This is a genomic window from Agarivorans sp. D1326 (assembly GCF_056958115.1).
The window spans coordinates 25,325-43,645 of the sequence record NZ_JBTWEN010000015.1 but is presented as its reverse complement, the minus strand read 5'-3'; the positions used below and the strand labels follow the sequence as shown (position 1 = coordinate 43,645).

At 45.8% G+C, this 18,321-nt stretch carries 14 protein-coding genes and 3 tRNA genes; 11 read left to right on the top strand and 6 right to left on the bottom strand.

Features of this window, described 5'->3' with window-relative positions; genetic code table 11:
* Positions 1 to 87 precede the first annotated feature (87 nt).
* On the top strand, positions 88 to 1,062 hold the full coding sequence (gene epmA / locus ACYFDN_RS20620; RefSeq protein WP_483512538.1) for an elongation factor P--(R)-beta-lysine ligase: 975 nt from the start codon (positions 88 to 90) through the stop codon (positions 1,060 to 1,062).
* A 38-nt stretch (positions 1,063 to 1,100) separates the two neighbouring features.
* Here epmA and ACYFDN_RS20615 read toward each other — a convergent pair whose 3' ends face one another.
* From ACYFDN_RS20615 to rsgA, 4 genes are all read right to left on the bottom strand, one after another.
* Positions 1,101 to 2,504, bottom strand: a complete 1,404-nt coding sequence (locus ACYFDN_RS20615; RefSeq protein ID WP_016402018.1) for an SLC13 family permease — start codon at positions 2,502 to 2,504, stop codon at positions 1,101 to 1,103.
* A gap of 70 nt (positions 2,505 to 2,574) precedes the next feature.
* Complete coding sequence (gene mscM / locus ACYFDN_RS20610) at positions 2,575 to 5,853, bottom strand: miniconductance mechanosensitive channel MscM (protein WP_483512537.1); 3,279 nt, start codon at positions 5,851 to 5,853, stop codon at positions 2,575 to 2,577.
* Between the two features lie 134 nt (positions 5,854 to 5,987).
* A complete protein-coding gene (gene asd / locus ACYFDN_RS20605; RefSeq protein ID WP_483512536.1) occupies positions 5,988 to 6,842 on the bottom strand; it encodes an archaetidylserine decarboxylase in 855 nt (284 codons plus the stop codon).
* Between the two features lie 28 nt (positions 6,843 to 6,870).
* A complete protein-coding gene (gene rsgA, locus ACYFDN_RS20600) occupies positions 6,871 to 7,911 on the bottom strand; it encodes a small ribosomal subunit biogenesis GTPase RsgA (RefSeq protein WP_338623706.1) in 1,041 nt (346 codons plus the stop codon).
* Between the two features lie 93 nt (positions 7,912 to 8,004).
* On the opposite strand from rsgA, the gene orn reads away from it, so the two are divergent.
* The 5 genes from orn (at position 8,005) to ACYFDN_RS20575 (ending at position 10,220) form a co-directional block, all read left to right on the top strand.
* Entirely contained in the window at positions 8,005 to 8,559 is a 555-nt protein-coding gene (orn, locus tag ACYFDN_RS20595; RefSeq protein ID WP_483512535.1) for an oligoribonuclease, read from the top strand.
* A gap of 203 nt (positions 8,560 to 8,762) precedes the next feature.
* A tRNA-Gly gene (locus ACYFDN_RS20590) sits at positions 8,763 to 8,838 on the top strand.
* 121 nt (positions 8,839 to 8,959) lie between these two features.
* Positions 8,960 to 9,035: transfer RNA gene (locus ACYFDN_RS20585), tRNA-Gly, on the top strand.
* A 92-nt stretch (positions 9,036 to 9,127) separates the two neighbouring features.
* A tRNA-Gly gene (locus ACYFDN_RS20580) sits at positions 9,128 to 9,203 on the top strand.
* Between the two features lie 297 nt (positions 9,204 to 9,500).
* On the top strand, positions 9,501 to 10,220 hold the full coding sequence (locus ACYFDN_RS20575; protein ID WP_483512534.1) for a DNA alkylation repair protein: 720 nt from the start codon (positions 9,501 to 9,503) through the stop codon (positions 10,218 to 10,220).
* On the opposite strand, the gene ppgK is transcribed toward ACYFDN_RS20575, so the two are convergent.
* Both ppgK and queG read right to left on the bottom strand, forming a co-directional pair.
* A complete protein-coding gene (ppgK, locus tag ACYFDN_RS20570; protein ID WP_338623710.1) occupies positions 10,221 to 10,958 on the bottom strand; it encodes a polyphosphate--glucose phosphotransferase in 738 nt (245 codons plus the stop codon). It abuts the gene before it with no gap.
* A 59-nt stretch (positions 10,959 to 11,017) separates the two neighbouring features.
* The gene (gene queG / locus ACYFDN_RS20565) at positions 11,018 to 12,151 is read right to left on the bottom strand and encodes a tRNA epoxyqueuosine(34) reductase QueG (RefSeq protein WP_483512533.1); all 1,134 of its coding nucleotides are present in this window, start codon (positions 12,149 to 12,151) and stop codon (positions 11,018 to 11,020) included.
* On the opposite strand from queG, the gene ACYFDN_RS20560 reads away from it, so the two are divergent.
* From ACYFDN_RS20560 to miaA, 5 genes are read left to right on the top strand one after another with little or no spacing between them, the layout of a single operon-like run.
* Entirely contained in the window at positions 12,150 to 13,670 is a 1,521-nt protein-coding gene (locus ACYFDN_RS20560) for an NAD(P)H-hydrate dehydratase (protein WP_483512532.1), read from the top strand. The two genes, queG and ACYFDN_RS20560, sit on opposite strands and share 2 nt — an antisense overlap.
* Positions 13,670 to 14,140, top strand: a complete 471-nt coding sequence (gene tsaE / locus ACYFDN_RS20555) for a tRNA (adenosine(37)-N6)-threonylcarbamoyltransferase complex ATPase subunit type 1 TsaE (RefSeq protein WP_152785525.1) — start codon at positions 13,670 to 13,672, stop codon at positions 14,138 to 14,140. The genes ACYFDN_RS20560 and tsaE overlap by 1 nt, the downstream gene beginning before the upstream one ends.
* Positions 14,130 to 15,479, top strand: coding sequence for an N-acetylmuramoyl-L-alanine amidase (locus tag ACYFDN_RS20550; RefSeq protein ID WP_016403751.1), 1,350 nt, complete (start codon positions 14,130 to 14,132; stop codon positions 15,477 to 15,479). The genes tsaE and ACYFDN_RS20550 overlap by 11 nt, the downstream gene beginning before the upstream one ends.
* A gap of 4 nt (positions 15,480 to 15,483) precedes the next feature.
* Positions 15,484 to 17,331, top strand: a complete 1,848-nt coding sequence (mutL, locus tag ACYFDN_RS20545; protein ID WP_483512531.1) for a DNA mismatch repair endonuclease MutL — start codon at positions 15,484 to 15,486, stop codon at positions 17,329 to 17,331.
* On the top strand, positions 17,321 to 18,247 hold the full coding sequence (gene miaA, locus ACYFDN_RS20540; protein WP_483512530.1) for a tRNA (adenosine(37)-N6)-dimethylallyltransferase MiaA: 927 nt from the start codon (positions 17,321 to 17,323) through the stop codon (positions 18,245 to 18,247). Before mutL ends, miaA begins: the two co-directional genes overlap by 11 nt.
* The last annotated feature ends 74 nt before the right edge of the window (positions 18,248 to 18,321 follow it).

The window sequence follows — 18,321 nt, the reverse complement described above, 5'->3', positions numbered from 1 at the left end:
AGCTTTTGAGATATAACTCCCGCTTTTGTTAGCAAAGTGGTATAAAACCCCGCGACAATTTCTAACTCAATGCAGGAAAAAATTTGCATGTCTGAAACACTTTGGCAACCCTCTGCAAGTATTCAAGTACTTCAGCAAAGAGCAAAAATCATTAACAAAATCAGATGTTTTTTTGCCAAGCGTGAAGTGATGGAAGTAGACACACCTTGTTTAAGCCAGGCCTGCGTGAGTGACGTGCACTTGCATAGCTTCAGCACAACTTTGTCTGGGCCGGCAGCACCCAAAACCATGCCTTTGTATTTACAAACCTCGCCCGAGTTTCATATGAAGCGTTTATTAGCTGCTGGCAGTGGCTGCATTTATCAGCTGGCAAAAGCTTTTCGTAATGAAGAGGCTGGGCGTTTTCATAACCCAGAGTTCACTATGTTGGAGTGGTACCGTATTGGCTTTGACCATTTTGCCTTAATGGATGAAATGGATGAGTTAATCACCGAGGTCTTGGCTTGTGATAAGGCAGAGCGTTTAAGCTATGTTGAAGCCTTTGAGCGACACCTTGGCATCAATCCCATTAATGCTAGCCAAGCTGAGTTTGTTGCTGTAGCTAAACGCCTATCGGTTGAAGATTTAGTGGTGAATGAGCCTGATCGAGACACCATTTTGCAGCTGTTATTTAGCTTGGGCGTTGAGCCTAAAATTGGCCAGCAGCGCCCTTGCTTTGTTTATCACTTTCCAGCATCACAAGCCGCGCTAGCTAAAATTTCAGCAAAAGACCCGCAAGTAGCAGAGCGCTTTGAGCTGTATTTTAAAGGCATAGAGTTAGCCAATGGCTTTCATGAACTCACCGACGCTAAGGAGCAAGCCGCGCGTTTTGCTAAAGACCAGCAGGTTCGGGAAAATATGGGCTTGGCTGCTGCGCAAGTGGATCAGCATTTTTTAGCTGCTTTAGCGGCAGGCCTCCCCGCTTGTGCAGGCGTTGCTCTAGGCATCGACCGCCTGTTGATGTTGGCGTTAGGCACGCCTAACATTCAAGCGGTGCAAAGCTTTAGTGTAGACAGGGCGTAAACAAATAAACGGGAGCTGTGCTCCCGTTTATTTTGGTGTTATAGGAATATCATCATAGCCACATACAGTAGCGCCAAGCCGGTACAGCCAATAATCCCGCCTACTTTTATTAAGTCTTTGGTTTCAATAAAGCCGGTTGAGTAAGCCAAGGCGTTGGGCGGGGTGCTAACGGGTAACATCATGCCTAAGGAAGCCGACAGGGCGACAATAATTAGTAGGGTTGTGATGCCGCCGTCACCATCCAAACCATGCAAGCTAGTGGCAACTGCCGCCGCAATGGGCATAATTAAGTTGGCGGTGGCCGTGTTCGACATAAAGTTCGCCATCACCACACAAATAATCGATAGCACCACAATTACCGCTAACGTGGGCAGGCTAGCAAAGTCGATAGATGTAGCTATTTTGGCTGCTAAGCCACTTTTTTCCAATGCCATACCCATGGCGATACCACCGGCCACTAACCATAAAACGTCCCAGTTAAATAGCTTGAGATCGTCTTTGCCAATGACTCCCGTTAAGGTAAACACCGCTAAAGGAATAATAGCCACTACGTAACTGTTCATGCCGTGCCACGCGGTGCTTAGCCACAGTAAGATGGTGAGCGCAAACGTGGCATACACAATGTAAGCGCGAGTACTTCGTTGAAAATGACCTTTCAAATTTAACTCTAATACACCGGTTTTTGAGGGATAGAGCTTGCACAGTAAAAACCAGCCAATCGCTAGTTGAATGATCACAAAAGGAATACCAAATGCCATCCAAGAAGCGAAGGTAATTTGCCCTTCGGGAATGTATTGCAGGGCAATGGCGTTGGGTGGCGTACCAATTGGAGTACCTATGCCACCGGTATTAGCCGCTACTGGAATAGCTAAAATTAGGCCTTTCATGCCCAAGTCATTACGCGGTGCAGCGGCAATTAAGGGGCCTACAATGGCCAGCATCATCACGGTGGTTGCAGTGTTACTCATAAACATACTGAACACGGCAGTAATTAGCATAATGCCGAGCATGATCATTGGAATGCGTTTGCCAAATGGCTTGAGAAGTACGCGGGCTAAGTTGTTGTCTAGCTCAAACTTAGAAGCGCCAATCGCTAGGGCAAAGCCGCCCATAAACAGGATGATAATTGGCGATGAAAAGGCATTAAAGATACTGGTATAGGGCAGCAGTTCACCCATTGGTGCTGGGCCTGTATCGGCCACAATGGCACTAATTCCCTGGTTAGAGATAAGCACCAGTTCCAAGGTGATAATTAATAATGAAGTAGCAAACACCGGCACGGGTTCAAAAATCCATAACAGCGCCGCCAGTACAAAGATAGCAATGATACGGTGTTGAACCACGGTTAACTCTGGTAGTGGAATGGCACTGGTGGGAAGTGCCAGTATTAACAGGGGAACAATAAAACAAACCAGCAGCTTGAAATGTTTTTGCACGGCCATGATCGAGGGTCTCTGGGCTAATTAATTGAAATAGAGGTTTTTTATAGCCCTTAAGATAACAAAACCGTGCTCAGGGATTGAGAGATATATCTAATTGTGGGTAGGCTATCTCTATGTTATTCGCCTTAAACTTGTCATTGATCAAAGTGTACAGTTCATGGGTCATCGGTAAGCGGTAGCGCATTTCACTCACGTGAACACGCATTTCAAATTTCATTCCGTTGTTGGTGTATTCGGTAAAGTATATTTCTGGTGCGGGGTTGGCTAGTACCAAGCTGTTAGCATCTACCGCTTCTTGCAATAGTTTGTTCACTAGCTGGTTATCAGAGCCTTGTTTAACTTGCACCATTAGCACCACACGGGTGATTGGATCGGTGAGCGACCAGTTAATAAATTGTTCTGTGATAAAGGCCTTGTTAGGCACGATAATTTCTTTGCGATCCCAATCCACAATAGTGGTAGCGCGAGTTTCAATGTTAGAAATAGTGCCGGTAAGTTCGCGAATTGTCACGGTATCGCCAATTCGAATTGGCTTTTCAAACAGAATAATTAAGCCTGAAATAAAGTTAGCAAAAATCTCTTGCAGACCAAAACCTAAACCTACGGTAAGCGCAGCAACTAACCATTGAAGTTTTGACCACTCGATGCCCAACAAACCAAAACCACTGAAAATACTAAACAGTATTACCATGTAATTAATCATGGTGGTGATGGCAAAGCCGGTGCCTGGGTTAAGTGATAAATGCTGCAAGACCATCAGTTCTAACAAACCAGGTAAGTTGCGGATAAGCACTACTGCAAAAAAGAATACCAATAGGGCAGAGCCTAGAGATCGCAGGGTAATGGCGTCTACCGTGGCTACACCGGCGCGGCTAGAGCTACTTTCCCACAATGTAATGTTGTCTAGAAACGAAAACGCACTGGTCATTTCTGACCAACTCAACAGCAGAACCAATACTAGAGACAGTACCAAGGCTGCACGCAGTAGACCCAAAGACTGGGCGCTAATGGTGTCGAGGTCGATGACTGGTTCTTCGATTGAATCAATCACTCCTTCATTTGAGCTAGAAGGGTCCTCTTCTTCAGATTGGCGCTGGGCAATCATTTCAGCGCGGCGCACCTTGGCTCGGTCAAAGGCAATTCGGCGGCGTTGTAAAAGCATCCAGCGATGAATAAGCAAATAGCCCAATAAGAAAACCGCAGCGATGATGAAGCTAAGCACAACTTGCCAATAAACCGTAAATGCGGTGGCAAAAAAGCCTGCTGCAGAGGCGAGTGCTGCCATTAAGGGGATGCTTATGGCGGCGCCCCAAATCAGCTTTTTAGCTAGTTGCGGAGCTTTAAAAATATCCAAGTGATAGTTCACCGGAAGCTCAATGCGATAAATACTGTGAAAGCCGTAAGCTACCCACAATAACAATGCAATAAAGGCCAAACGTGCCAAGCCACTATAGGCCGGCTGACTGGTTTGTAATATGCACAGATTAAGGATGAATACTAAGGGCAAGCTTACATAAACCACGCGGCGGATTAAGGTAATTGCTTGGCTGATGTTTACCAAAGGCCATTTGAAATGGGTATTTAGCAGGCCGTTTTTCTGGCAAAACTGCTGTAACAAATGAAATAGCCATAACACGATGGCAACGTTAAATAGGGCATCTCCCAAGTCGCGAGCGAAGGAAGACTCCCATTCATACATCAGGGCAAAACCCACACTGCCAATAAATAGTGCCACGGGAGTAGCAAATACCGCACTGACTAACAAATTGGCGAGGGTATAGCTAAATTTGTCACGGGTAATGTTGCCGGTTTTTGAATCGATGCGCTGAAGGTAGCCTTTCAGCCAATGTTTTTTTAGGTAGTAGATGTAAGCAACACTGGCTGCCACTAGCAATAACCAGCCTAACCATAGCCAAGACAGTTTGGCGATGGCATCGCTGAGTTGTGAGTATTGCTGAGCGCTAAATAACCATATCAAAGAGTAACGAATATCACTGAAAAAGCTTAAATCGATGGCTTTTACATCGGCCGTCCAAAATAGCTCTTGGTTGGCTTCTTGGTTAATGGTGTTCAGTTGACTGTTTAGTTTTGAGTAATCCAGTTTAAGTCGAGCTAACTCAAATAGTCTTGCGTCTAACTCCAGTAAGTATTTGTCTGAAAGCTGCTGATTAAGCTTCAAATGTTTGTTAAATATTCTGGCTTGTTCTTGATTTAAGGTGGCGATGAACTCGCGCTGAGCCTTTCTTTGGCTCTGATTACGTTGGGTATAAAGTAGATTTTGGTGACGATGTTTACTGATTCTCACTTCAATGATCTGTTGCTCTATTGGCGCAACTGCTTTGAATTTTGGCAAACTCGAGATCTGCTCTCTTAGGTATTCACCATAGGAGCGAGTGACCTTTAACCAGGATACTTGTTCTTTAAAATTGGCAAAGGTGAGTTTGATGTGTTCAAGCTCGTCGTTTACCTCTTCCTGTAAGTCGGCAATCTCTTCACTTTGTTCAAATAAGGCTGATAGCTCTGTTTGTAGTAACTGATTCTGTTCTACTAAGTTTTTCACTATCGGGTCATTAAGTAACTCGGGAGCGGCAAAAGCTAGCTGATCAGATAGCCGTTGAGCTTCTGCTCGATGCTCTAGTGACAAGCGATTTTTAACACTTTCTACAATCCGCTTTTCTGCCAACTGAGTGCGTTGTAGCAAGCTTATTTCAAGCTGTAGCAGCTCGTTTCGGTGGTTAGCACTTTGCGCAGCGAGTTCCAGCATCGCTAACTGGGCCGTTAGGCTAGCTTCGTTAACTTGAGCTCGAACTCGCTCGGCTTCTTCCACTTCGTTAAGCACGCCAAATTCAAGTTGCTCTAGCTTCGCGCGAACCGTGGTTAATTGTTCGCGCAGCGGTCCGCTGCGCTGGTGGTTTTCGCTAACGTCTAAATCGATGCGGTATTGGCGCTGTTTTAGCTCGTCAATTTGGCTATTGGTATTGCTGAGCTTAGCCTGCCAAATAGTGAGCTGTTCATTTAATTGATTCGAGTTTAGCTCAGCTAAGTTTTCAATGACCGGCGCTTGATATTGATTTAGTTGCTCTTGTTGCTCTTTTCGTAGGCGGGAGAAGTTGTTGATAATTCCGCGGTAGTATTTGGCTTTTTCGCGGTAACTATTGCCCTCTTTTAATAGCGCTAAGGATTCCTCATAGATGAGTTGCTGCTGCTGGGTGTTTAAGTTGCTAGGCTGGGTATCTAGGGAGCTGATTAAGCCTTTGAGATGAGATTCTCCGCCCACGTTTGCTTGTGCTGCTAAGCAAAAAAACAGTAGCGATACGAGGAAACCGCGAGAGAAAATCGATAAAGTCATTGGTAAACAGCCATGGTTAAGACCGCATCATTGCGCTTAGCTTTGTTAGTTATTTTATATTAAATATTTGAAATAGCGTAATAATAAGCAGAATTGAATAAGCCTTGGTAAAGAATTACCAAGGCTTATAGTAGCTATTCAGCTTTAGTTGCAAAGTGAGTACCCATTACGGTGGCAACTGTTGGCGCTAATGATTGCTCAAATTCTATGGCGTCTTTGGCAAATAGCATCACTACGGTCGAGCCTAATTTAAAGCGGCCCATTTCGGCGCCTTTGTCTAGGCTAATATCTTGGTCTTGATAATCCCAAGTGAATACTTGTTTCCCGCCCGGCGGCGTTACGGTGCCAGACCAAATGGTTTCTATGCTAGCAACAATAGTTGCACCTACTAATACCATGGCCATAGGGCCGAACTCAGTATCAAAAATGGCCACGACGCGCTCATTGCGGGCAAATAGGTTGGGCACGTTGGCAGCAGTGAGAGGGTTAACCGAGAAAAGTTGCCCTGGTACATACACCATTTTGCGTAATTTGCCTTTACAAGGCATGTGAATGCGGTGGTAGTCTTTGGGAGCTAGATAGATGGTAGCGAAGTCGCCGTCGCTAAATTCTTCTGCTAAGGCTTTATCTCCACCAAGCAACTCACGGGCGCTGTAGTCATGACCTTTGGCTTGAATTAACTGACCATGCTGAATGGGACCAAGTTGGCTTACTGCGCCATCCACCGGGTGAGCAAGCTTGTTGTTGCCTTCAACAATAGGGCGGGTGCCAGGCTTTAACGGACGAGTAAAAAACGCATTGAAGCTTGGATAAGCATTGGCTTCGCTGTGAACCGCGTCGTTCATGTCTACTTGATAGTGGTTTATGAACTTTTTAATGATCCAATGACTCAACTTTCCTGCTTCAGCTTGAGCAAGCTTACCCACTAAGCGGGATAAACCGTGTTGAGGGAAGCAGTACTGGGCGGCAACTTTAATTTTGTCTAACACGCTACGTTCTCGTTGTTTATTGGTTTAATTATTTCTTTCCGGGAATAACCCGAGAAGGTTTGTTATTTTCCATCGTTTCGAGAATACGCTGGTAGCTGTCGAAACGCTGTTGCAAAATTTTGCCTGAGTCTATCGCTTCTTGCATCGCGCAGCCAGGGTCTCCTTGGTGCTTGCAATCACGAAAACGGCATTGATTTAACCAAGGACGAAATTCGATAAAGCCCCAAGCTACTCGGTCTTTTTCAAGGTGCCAAAGTTGAAACTCTCGTACTCCGGGGGAGTCGATTAAGCGGCCGCCACATACTAAGTGATATAAACGAGCGGTGGTGGTGGTGTGCTGGCCTAGGCCTGATACTTCAGATACTTCTTTGGTATCGATGCTTTGCTCTGGCAGAAGACTATTTACCAGGGAGCTTTTGCCTACGCCTGATTGGCCAACAAAAATACTGGTTTTATTGCTTAATTGTTGGCTTAAATCATCAAGCCCTTCAGCTTGTTTGGTGCTAGCGTAAATAACTTTGTAGCCAAGCTGCTGGTAATTTTTGAGTTGCTCTTCAATTACTTTGCGTTGCTCGGCATCAAGCAGATCAACTTTGTTCAGCAGGATAATGGGTTCAAGATCTACATCTTCAACGGCAACTAGGTAGCGATCTACAATGCTGGTGGAGAATTCGGGTAATACCGCAGAAACTATCACTACTTGGTCGATGTTGGCGGCAATGGCTTTAATGCCGTCGTAAAAATCAGGGCGGGTTAGTACCGAACGGCGTTCGTGGCAGGCTTCAATTACCCCTCGAATACCGGATTGTTCTTCGTTGCCGGCTCGCCAAACAACTTCATCTCCAGTGACTAAAGAGCCTACTGAACGGCGCATATTACAACGGAATATTTCTCCATTGTTAGCTTCCACATCGGCATGTTGGCCGAAGCGGCTAATGATAGTTCCCTCTTGTTGAGGACCTAATTGGTCATCTAACCATTGGTGGCTATCTTGTTTTTTTAAGCGCTTTTCTTGGTTGCTGCGCACACGGCGAAGCTGACCTTGGCTCAGTTTCTTTCTCTTTGTCACGAAAACTGCTATTCAAGTAAGTGTAATAAATCGCTATGATACCGCTTATCAAAGATTTGCGGAAAATATTTCCGAAATATAAATAGGGTCAACATGACTGTTAGTGAACAGAACTTAGTTTGGGTTGATATGGAGATGACTGGTCTCGAACCCATGACTGATCGCGTTTTAGAGATCGCGACGATTATTACCGACGCTCAATTAAACATTCTTGCAGAAGGGCCGGTGATTGCTGTTCACCAATCTGACGAAGTTTTAGCGGGCATGGATGAGTGGTGTACTAATACTCATACTGGATCTGGTTTGGTTGCTAGAGTTCGCGCCAGCTGTGTTGATGAGAAGCAAGCTGCCCAGCAAACGATTGATTTTATCAAGCAATGGGTGCCTAAGGGTGTATCTCCGATGTGTGGCAATAGCATTGGTCAAGATCGTCGCTTTATGCACCAGTACCTTCCTGAGCTTGAGCAGTTCTTTCATTACCGAAACATAGATGTAAGTACGGTAAAAGAATTGGCTCGCCGTTGGCAGCCAGAAATTTTAGATGGCTTTACTAAAAGCGGTACTCATCTAGCTTTGGATGATATTCGCGAATCAATAGCAGAAATGCAGCATTATCAAAAAACCTTCTTTAAACTGGGCGAAAACTAAACAAACAGTTTAAGAGCTGTAATTTTTTCTTTTGCAGCTCTTGCAAAGGCAAAATTTCCTCGTATAATTCGCAGCCCTAAACAACGTGAAGGCATGGCCTAACTTTGATTTAGCAAATTAAGCGGCACTAGCTCAGTGTGGTAACAAAGAGTAGCGCAACCTTTGGTTAGGCTCTCAACGCACTAAATAGTGATAAAGATTAAGCGGCACTAGCTCAGTTGGTAGAGCGCAACCTTGCCAAGGTTGAGGTCATCGGTTCGAACCCGATGTGCCGCTCCAAATTAAAACTTTAACTAATACCAAGTAGTTGAAGTTGAGCAGCACTAGCTCAGTGTGGATATAAAGAGTAGCGCAACCTTTGGCTAAGCTCTCAACACATTAAATAGTGATAAAGATTTAAGCGGCACTAGCTCAGTTGGTAGAGCGCAACCTTGCCAAGGTTGAGGTCATCGGTTCGAACCCGATGTGCCGCTCCAAATTTAAAACTTTAACTAATACCAAGTAGTTGAAGTTGAGCTGCACTAGCTCAGCGTGGAAGAACACAGCGCTCAATAGTGATAAAAATTAAGCGGCACTAGCTCAGTTGGTAGAGCGCAACCTTGCCAAGGTTGAGGTCATCGGTTCGAACCCGATGTGCCGCTCCAAATTGAAGCCCTGCATCATTGATGCGGGGCTTTTTTTTGCCTGTTGTTTATGGTCAATCAAATACTCACGCGGTTGATGGTGGGTTAATACCAATCGTACTAAGTACCTGTTCATTCTATCTGGTTAAAATACTCGATCACTGCGTTAGAATTTTTGATTGTAGAATAACTACTTATCGAAAGTTTCTGTCTTATTCTCGAGTATTTTTCCTGCGTTATTTCTGATCACTTACTTAGTGTGATTGGTATAAGCTTGTGTTAAAGGTAAGCATTTTGTTGAGCATAAAAGGGTGGGTGATGAATCAAGTAGAACAAGTTCAAAAAGCTTTACGTGAATATGCTGAGCCAGAAAAAGCAGTTTACTTGCCGAAATTTTTTCAAGCATTGCCAGGTGGTTATGGCGAAGGTGATCAGTTTCTAGGTGTTCGTGTGCCTAATACTAGAAGGGTTGCCAAAGCCTATCCTTTGCCTCTAGAGGAGCTTACAGACTTAATCTCCTCAGCCTTTCATGAGGAGCGCTTTTTTGCCTTGGTAGTAATGTGTCAACATTATCAAAAAGCGAAAAATCATCAGCAACAACACGCGGTGTTGGCGTTTTACCAGCGCTACATAGAGTATGTGAATAATTGGGATTTGGTTGACTGCTCAGCGCCTAAAATTGTTGGTCCTTATATCTGGCAGCATCAAGACTGGGAGCTGCTTGAGCAATTCGCTAGCAGCAGTAGTATGTGGCAGCAACGTATTGCTATGGTGAGTTGCTTTTACTATATACGCCAAAATGATGTTGATTTAACAATTGCGCTAGCTAAGCGCTTTCATACCCATGCTCACCCCTTAATGCACAAAGCGGTGGGGTGGATGCTGAGAGAGCTGGCCAAGCGAGATAAGCCAGCGGTAGAGGCATTTTTGCAACAGCATCTTAGCGAACTGCCCAGAGAGCTGCTTCGCTATAGCATTGAGCATTTTGACGAGCCGCTTCGCCAATCTTATTTAAGCGGCTCTATCCTCGAATCTTAATTAGCTTTGATGTTGGGCGTACATGGCTGCGCCAACAATGCCTGCTTGGTTTAAGCCCTGTGCAGGCAATGCTTCAGCTTTTAAATTGAGCTGCGCTTGGTACTTTTCGAATTTTTTACTGGCACCGCCACCAATAATGAAGCAATCGGGCGACATTAAAAACTCGAGGCGCTGTAGGTAAAGGTTGAAGCGCTTGCCCCATTTCTTCCAGCTTAGCTCTTCTGCTTCGCGCACTCTGGCGCTGGCATAGTGCTCGGCTACTCGCCCTTCCAAAATAATATGGCCAAACTCGGTGTTGGGAAGCAATTCGCCATTTACAAACACAGCGCTACCTAAGCCGGTGCCAACGGTAATAATCACTACCACACCTTGGTGTTGGTGACCTGCGCCAAAGGCCATTTCGGCCATACCGGCCGCATCGGCATCGTTCACTACATAACACGGGCAGTCGGTATATTCAGCGAATAAGGCTTCAACGTTGGTGCCAATCCAGCTTTTATCAATATTAGAGGCGGTTTGGGCAACCCCATGGTGAACCGTTGCAGGAAAGCCGCAACCAATAGGACCTTGCCAAGAAAAGTGCTCAACCATTTGCTTTAAGCTTTGGGCTACTGCTTTGGGCGTGGCAGGCTGTGGGGTGGCAATGCGGTGACGCTCGCTAATAAGCTCGCCAGTGGTAGAATCTACGATGGCTGCCTTTATGCCGGTGCCACCAATATCAACGCCAAGTAAGTGCATGAGCTGCTTCCATTTTATTTGTTCTTAAAAAGTGTAACAGAACTTATTCTACTGATGCATTAAGCATCACGAGTTAATCCTTTTTCTATAATACGGATCAAACGTGCGGTTTTGCGAGAAGCTTTTGCCGCTTTATTCTGTTGTTGCTCTATCGCCCAATAAACATGGTGTTGGGCAACGGCTTCAAGCCCTTGCTTGGCGCTTAGCGCATCAATAGCTTGTTGTGAATAGGCGGCGTTGCCTAAGGCAATTGCGATATTACGTAGCCACTGTTGATAGCCGATCCTACGAATTGGCGAGCCTTCGGTTTTCTTTAAAAACTCTTCTTCGGTCCAGGTAAATAACGCTAACAGTGTTGGTTGATCCAGTTGCTCTCGGGCAGCGAAATCGGCTTCTTGAGTTAGCTGGGCGTAGCGATTCCAAGGGCAGGTAAGCTGGCAATCGTCGCAGCCGTAGATGCGATTGCCCATTAGCGGTCGTAATTCTTCATCTATGATCCCATCGTATTCAATGGTGAGATAAGAAATACAGCGACGTGCATCCACTTGGTAGGGCTCAACAATGGCTTGGGTGGGACAAATGGTGATGCAGGCAACACAATCACCACATTGCTCGTCTACTGGTTGGTCTATGGGCAGGGGTAAATCAACAAACAACTCACCTAAAAAAAACCACGAACCAGCATCTTGGTTGATGATTAAGCTGTGTTTACCGGTCCAACCTAAGCCTGCTTTAGTGGCCAGTTGGCGCTCCATTACCGGGGCTGAGTCGACAAATGGGCGCATATTTAGCTGCTGTTGGCAGTAATCATTTATCGCTTTTCCCAGTTGGTTTAGCCGTTTACGCATTAGTTTATGGTAGTCGCGCCCTAGCGCATAACGGCTAATATATGCCTGATCGCTGGCGCTGAGGCTTTGGGCAAACTTAGCGTCCTCTGGTAGATAATCCATGCGCACCGAAATGATCCGTTGAGTGCCTTCATGCAGCTGCTCTGGATGTTTGCGAAGCTCAAGGTTACGGGCTAAATAGTCCATTTCTCCGTGGTAGTTTTTTGCCAGCCATTGCTCAACATCTTGATGATGTTGACTAAGATCCACATCTGTTATGCCGATCTGCTGAAAACCTAGCGATTTAGCGGTTAGCTTGATATGTTGAACCAGCTGTTTTAGGTCGATTTCGGATAGTAGGGACATGGCTCCAGAGCACCGATTGTTTTCGCACAGTTTACCACAGAGTTTATGGCGCGCCGAAGTGGTGAAACGCCAAGAAGCAGTGCTGGCTGAGCAGCAAGGTATTAGCTTGTATTCTTTGATGGAACAGGCGGGGTTGGCTGCCTTTAAACTGATGCAGTGCCAATGGCCCAATGCCAAGCGTATTTTGGTATTAGTGGGCGGTGGCAATAACGGCGGAGATGCCTTGGTGGTTGCGCGGTTGGCCAAGCAAGCGGGTAAACAGGTAAACGTGCTCGCCTTAGGTGATTTAGACCGAATGCCTAGTGAAGCACAACAAGCCTTAGCTGCTTGGCAAGCTGAGGGCGGACAGCTTGATCTTAGCAAACTTTTTGATTGGCCTTGTGATGTGATTATTGATGGCGTATTGGGCATTGGTTTAAACAGTGATGTGCGTGCGCCATTGCAAGCGCTGTTTGCTCAAGTCAATCAAAGCGGCGTGCCAGTGCTTGCCTTAGATTTACCTTCAGGTTTATCTGCAGATACCGGAAAGCTGTTAGGTAGTGCGATAAAAGCTAGCGCTACGATTTGTTTTATCGCTGCCAAACAAGGTTTGTTTACTGGGCAAGCACCTGAATATATTGGCAAACTTGTATTTGCTGGCTTGGGGCTAAGTGATTTGTTCGGGCTACAAAATACTACTGAAGTTAGCCGCGCAGATTATGCTCAGTTACGCTCGATGCTTACGCCTAGGGCAAAAACAGCTCATAAGGGTAGTTGTGGCCGAGTGACTTTAGTAGGCGGTAATACTGGAATGGCCGGCGCTATACGTATGGCCGCCGAAGCCTGTTTACGCACTGGTGCTGGTTTGGTTAATGTATTTACTCAGGCGCAAAATCAGTCGGTGGTGAGTAGCGGACGACCAGAGTTAATGGTTGCAGCAGTGACTAAGCATTCTCTGCAGCTGCTAGATAGGAGTTTAATCCAGGCTAGCTGTAAGGTGATAGGTCCCGGCTTGGGACAAGATGAGTGGGCGCAAGCGCTGTTTTCAGCTGTATTAAGTGAGGACAAAGCCTGCATAGTAGATGCCGATGCACTTAATCTGTTGGCTAAAGCACCGATGCAGCATGAGCAATGGGTACTAACTCCACACCCAGGTGAGGCAGCGCGTTTGTTGAATTGCTCTGTGGCAGAAGTAGAAAGTGATAGAATTGTCGCTGCTCAAAACATACAGCGCTGTTTTGGCGGTGTATGTGTATTAAAAGGTGCCGGCACCGTTGTAGCAGGCGCGCAAGGACAAGTGAAAATTTGTACAGTAGGTAACCCCGGCATGGCTTCGGGCGGGATGGGAGATGTTTTGTCTGGTATAATCGGCGGCTTAATCGCCCAATTTGCAGCCAAGCACTCATTGTTTGATATTGCCTGCCTTGGGGTGTGTATTCATGGTATGGCTGCAGATGAAGCTGCAGAACAGGGAGAAAGAGGCATGCTGGCCTCAGATCTAATGCCTTTTATAAGACAACTAGTGAATCCAAAATTGTAATGAAAACGTGGCATATTGAATTAGCTGACGCAGAACAAACGGTAGCTTTAGGCGCATTATTGGCTAAAGCTTGTCAGCAGGCATCAGTTATTTATTTAGAAGGTGATTTAGGCGCTGGGAAAACCACTTTAACCCGTGGTTTTATTCAAGGTAAAGGCCACACCGGTAAGGTAAAAAGCCCAACCTACACCTTAGTTGAACCTTATGAATTAGGTGAGTGGCGAGTCAATCATTTTGATTTGTACCGTTTGGCCGACCCTGAAGAGCTAGAATTTATTGGTATTCGCGATTACTTTGCCGACGATTGTTTGTGTTTGGTGGAGTGGCCTGAAAAGGGGCTGGGCTTTTTACCAGCAGCAGACTTGTTGGTTGAGCTAGCTTATCGAGGCGAGCAGCGCAGTGCTCAAGTGAAAGCATTGAGCGAGCAAGGACAAAAAGTAGTGGAGTGGTTGAGTCAACATGCAGGGTAGTTTTAGATTAAGTCGCTGGATAGGCTTAGGATTGTATTTGCTTTGTGGGCTGGCAATGGCCAGTAGCGATGTATCTGGGGTGCGTGTTTGGAGCGGCCCAGATAACACTCGTATTGTATTGGATTTATCTGGCGCGCCACAGTTTAGCCATTTCAACTTAAGTAAACCCAACCGCCTTGTCTTGGATCTCTCCGCTAGTAAAATGCTCAGTGATTTGAGTAAAGTCCCCTTATCTGGCGACTTGGTTAAAAAAATCCGTCCTAGTACCCCAAAGGCTAAAGGCGATTTTCGCTTGGTTATTGAGCTTTCACAAGCGGTTAATCCTACTGTATTTGCCCTTAAGCCTACCGGAAATTATGGCCATCGCTTGGTGATAGACTTGCCGGACAAAGCCGGTAGCGCACAAATTAAAAAGCAACAACAGCAGATTTCTAAAGCTAAAACGCAGCAACAGTTAGCGGGCAACCGTGACATTATTATTGCTATCGATGCTGGTCATGGTGGGGAAGACCCCGGTGCCATCGGCAACAAAAGAACCTACGAAAAACACATCACGCTGGCTATCGCTAAGCGTGCACAACGCCTTATTAATCAAGAGCCCGGTTTAAAAGCGGTGTTGATTCGAGAAGGTGACTACTTTGTTAATCTAAATAAACGCTCGCAAATAGCGCGCAAAAACAAAGCCGACTTTTTGGTGTCGATTCATGCTGATGGATTTACCTCCTCTCAACCCAAAGGCGCGTCGGTTTGGGTGGTCTCTACTCGCCGGGCAAAAAGTGAAGTAGGTAGACATTTAGAGCAGCATGAAGCTGAGTCTGACCTTTTGGGTGGTGTGGGCGAAGTAATGGGCAGTGTGGAAAATGATGCTCATCTTAACTTCGCTTTGATTGATATGCAGATGGACTACTCAATGAACACCGCTTATGAAGTGGCTAAAAAAGTATTGGGTGAGCTAGGCAAAGTAACCTCGCTACATAAAAAACGTCCCGAGCATGCCAGCCTAGCAGTGCTTAAGTCGCCAGACATTCCTTCTATTTTGGTGGAAGCCGGTTTCATTACCAACCACAAAGAAGAAAAGTTACTAAAAACGGGTAATCACCAAGAAAAGATTGCCAAGGCGGTAGTGAAAGGCATTAAAGCCCATTACCGTACTAAGCCTTTGGCGGGCACTTTGTATGCGCAAACCTATGGCGTGCGTAAGCATACCGTGAGAAAGGGCGAGTCTTTATCGGTGTTGGCTGCTCGTTACAATACCAGCGTTGCGGGTTTGAAAAAGGCCAACAAACTAACTTCAAATACCTTGCGTATCGGTCAAGTGCTGACCATCCCAAATAGTTAATTCGATGCCTATTCAAATATTGCCAGCGCAGCTGGCTAACCAAATTGCCGCCGGAGAAGTGGTAGAACGTCCTGCTTCGGTAGTTAAAGAGCTAATTGAAAACTGCCTTGATGCCGGCGCAACACGTATCGATATCGACATTGATAAGGGTGGCGCAAAGCGCATACTAATTCGCGACAACGGCAGCGGCATTGCTAAAGAGCAGTTGGGTTTAGCGCTTAGTCGCCATGCAACCAGCAAAATAGACAGCCTTGATGATTTAAGTGCGATAGCCACCTTGGGTTTTCGCGGTGAAGCCTTGGCAAGTATTAGCTCGGTTTCTCGCTTAAGTTTAAGTTCTCGTACTGCTGAGCAAGAACAAGCTTGGCAAGCTCAAGCTGCTGGCCGTGACATGCAAGTTAGTTTGCAACCTTGCGCTCATCCTATTGGCAGTTCGGTAGAAGTGCTCGATTTGTTTTTTAGTACGCCTGCACGACGCAAGTTCTTACGTACTGAGAAAACCGAGTTTTCGCACATTGACGAGCTGTTGAAGCGTTTAGCCTTAAGCCGTTTTGATGTGGCGCTGAGTTTAAAACACAATGGCAAATTAATCCGTCAGTATCGCATAGCCACAAACTTGGATAAGCAGCTGAAGCGAGTAAGCACGGTATTTGGTGCTCCTTTTGCCAACTACTGTTTGCATTTAGATAATCAACATGACCAATTACGTTTACACGGTTGGTTAGGTTTACCGGAAGTGGCACGAGCGCAAAACGACCAGCAGTATTTTTATGTGAATGGTCGAATGATGCGCGACAAGTTGCTACAACACGCTATTCGCCAAGCATTTGCAGCCTATTTACCCGATGAACAATATGCCAGCTATGTATTATTTCTAGAGTTGCCATTAGACCAAGTCGATGTGAATGTGCATCCGGCTAAGCATGAAGTGCGCTTTCATCAAGCCCGTTTGGTGCATGACTACATCGTACAAGTATTGGCATCAGCCTTAAGCAAAATACCGGCCCATAATCACTCTGGCGAACTGCCGATTTGCCAAGATGAACCAGTAAATGAAATATTCGCTCCACCACTAGCGCAAGTTGCTCATAGCTACGCCAGTGCAGCTCCTGCCATGCCGAAAGTGAGCGAAGGTCGCCAGAGCTATCAGTCAAGCCTACAGCGAGCTGATAAGCCGCGAACCTCAGAATTATCAGCTAATCATCAGTGGTTGAGCAGTTCTGCTGATTTTACTCGTGAAGCAGCTAGAGCAGACTCTACTAGCCAAGTGAGTTCTGTGAGTGCTAAGCCACAGGCCGATGCGCTTTATCCTTTGCATTTAGTTGAAAGCGCCTATTTGTTAGCGCGTACTGGCGAGAAGTTGATATTGCTAGACCTTTGGGCTTGCCAGCAACACTTGGCCTATACCCAAGCAATGCAGCAGTGGCCGCAAGGATTAGATAGCGTTCCTTTGCTATTGCCGCTAAAACTAGCTTTAGATGAGCCGACGCATCTTTTACTAAGCCAACAACAAGAAGCACTGCGGCGTATCGGCTTTGTGTTTAATATTGCTAACAAGCAGCAAGTTATCGTGGCTCAAGTGCCAAAGTTGATACGCAAAGCTGACTTTGCTCAGTTAATCCCAAGTTTATTAACGGCGATGAGTCAGCTTCCGGATTCAGAATGGCAGCAAGCCGAAGCCTTGTTAAGTGGGCTAATTAAGCTACAAAGCAAACCTAAAGAGCACACTTGGCAACAGGCGATAGAGCTAAGCCAACAATTGCATAGTCACTATCCGAGTCAACTTCCTAAGCATCTTTGGCGAGCGGTGGATTTAAGTGCCAGCATCGAGAGTTTCAATCATGACAACTAGCCTGCCTGTTATTACGTTGATGGGGCCTACAGCCTCAGGCAAAACCGCATTAGCTATTCAGCTTCATCAGCAAATGGGCGCTGAATTGGTTAGTGTTGATTCTGCATTAATCTATCGTGGCATGGATATCGGCACCGCTAAGCCAACTGCCGAAGAACAGCAGCAAGCCCCACACGCTCTAATTGATATTTGCGATCCTACTGAAGTGTATTCAGCCGCCGATTTTCGCCGCGATGTTCTCGAGCAAATTGATGCCATTCATGCGCGTGGTAATGTCCCGCTGTTGGTGGGCGGCACCATGTTGTATTTTAAAGCCTTAGTGGACGGCATTGCTGATTTGCCAGAAGCTGATGCAGCCTTACGCAGTGAGATTCAGCAGCAAGCAGCAGACGGTTCTTGGGAAAGTTTGCATCAAGAACTTAGCCAATACGATCCCACCTCCGCAGCAAGGATCAATGTAAACGATCATCAGCGCTTAATGAGGGCGGTTGAAGTATATCGTTTAACCGGTAAATCGCTGACTGAGATTAATAATCAACCGCTTGCCCCTTTACCTTATAAAATCCATCAGTTTGCTATAGCGCCGAAAGAAAAAGCCCAACTGCACCATCTCATAGAAGTGCGATTTAAGATGATGTTGGAACTTGGCTTTGAAGCCGAGGTCAAATCGCTGATGCAGAGGGGGGATTTAGATTTAAGTTTGCCGTCTATGCGGAGCGTTGGGTATCGCCAAATGTGGCAATATCTAAGTGGCGAGATGGATTATGATGAAATGGTATTTCGTGGTGTAGTGGCTACACGGCAACTGGCTAAAAAACAAATGAATTGGTTAAAAAGCTGGTCAAATCTCACTTGGTTACAGAGTGGTGATCCAAGAAATAACAAAATAATTACTAATTCGCTAAGTGATACTTGAAATTGTCGCTATAAGGCTCCAAGTTAGTGGTATATAATCGAATTTGATCTATGCCAATTAATTAATAAGAAAAA

Coding starts and splice junctions, on each gene's coding strand:
- epmA (WP_483512538.1), top strand. CDS start 88: ATGTCTGAAACACTTTGGCAACCCTCTGCAAGTATTCAAGTACTTCAG.
- ACYFDN_RS20615 (WP_016402018.1), bottom strand. CDS start 2,504: ATGGCCGTGCAAAAACATTTCAAGCTGCTGGTTTGTTTTATTGTTCCC.
- mscM (WP_483512537.1), bottom strand. CDS start 5,853: ATGACTTTATCGATTTTCTCTCGCGGTTTCCTCGTATCGCTACTGTTT.
- orn (WP_483512535.1), top strand. CDS start 8,005: ATGACTGTTAGTGAACAGAACTTAGTTTGGGTTGATATGGAGATGACT.
- ACYFDN_RS20575 (WP_483512534.1), top strand. CDS start 9,501: ATGAATCAAGTAGAACAAGTTCAAAAAGCTTTACGTGAATATGCTGAG.
- ppgK (WP_338623710.1), bottom strand. CDS start 10,958: ATGCACTTACTTGGCGTTGATATTGGTGGCACCGGCATAAAGGCAGCC.
- ACYFDN_RS20560 (WP_483512532.1), top strand. CDS start 12,150: ATGGCTCCAGAGCACCGATTGTTTTCGCACAGTTTACCACAGAGTTTA.
- queG (WP_483512533.1), bottom strand. CDS start 12,151: ATGTCCCTACTATCCGAAATCGACCTAAAACAGCTGGTTCAACATATC.
- tsaE (WP_152785525.1), top strand. CDS start 13,670: ATGAAAACGTGGCATATTGAATTAGCTGACGCAGAACAAACGGTAGCT.
- ACYFDN_RS20550 (WP_016403751.1), top strand. CDS start 14,130: ATGCAGGGTAGTTTTAGATTAAGTCGCTGGATAGGCTTAGGATTGTAT.
- mutL (WP_483512531.1), top strand. CDS start 15,484: ATGCCTATTCAAATATTGCCAGCGCAGCTGGCTAACCAAATTGCCGCC.
- miaA (WP_483512530.1), top strand. CDS start 17,321: ATGACAACTAGCCTGCCTGTTATTACGTTGATGGGGCCTACAGCCTCA.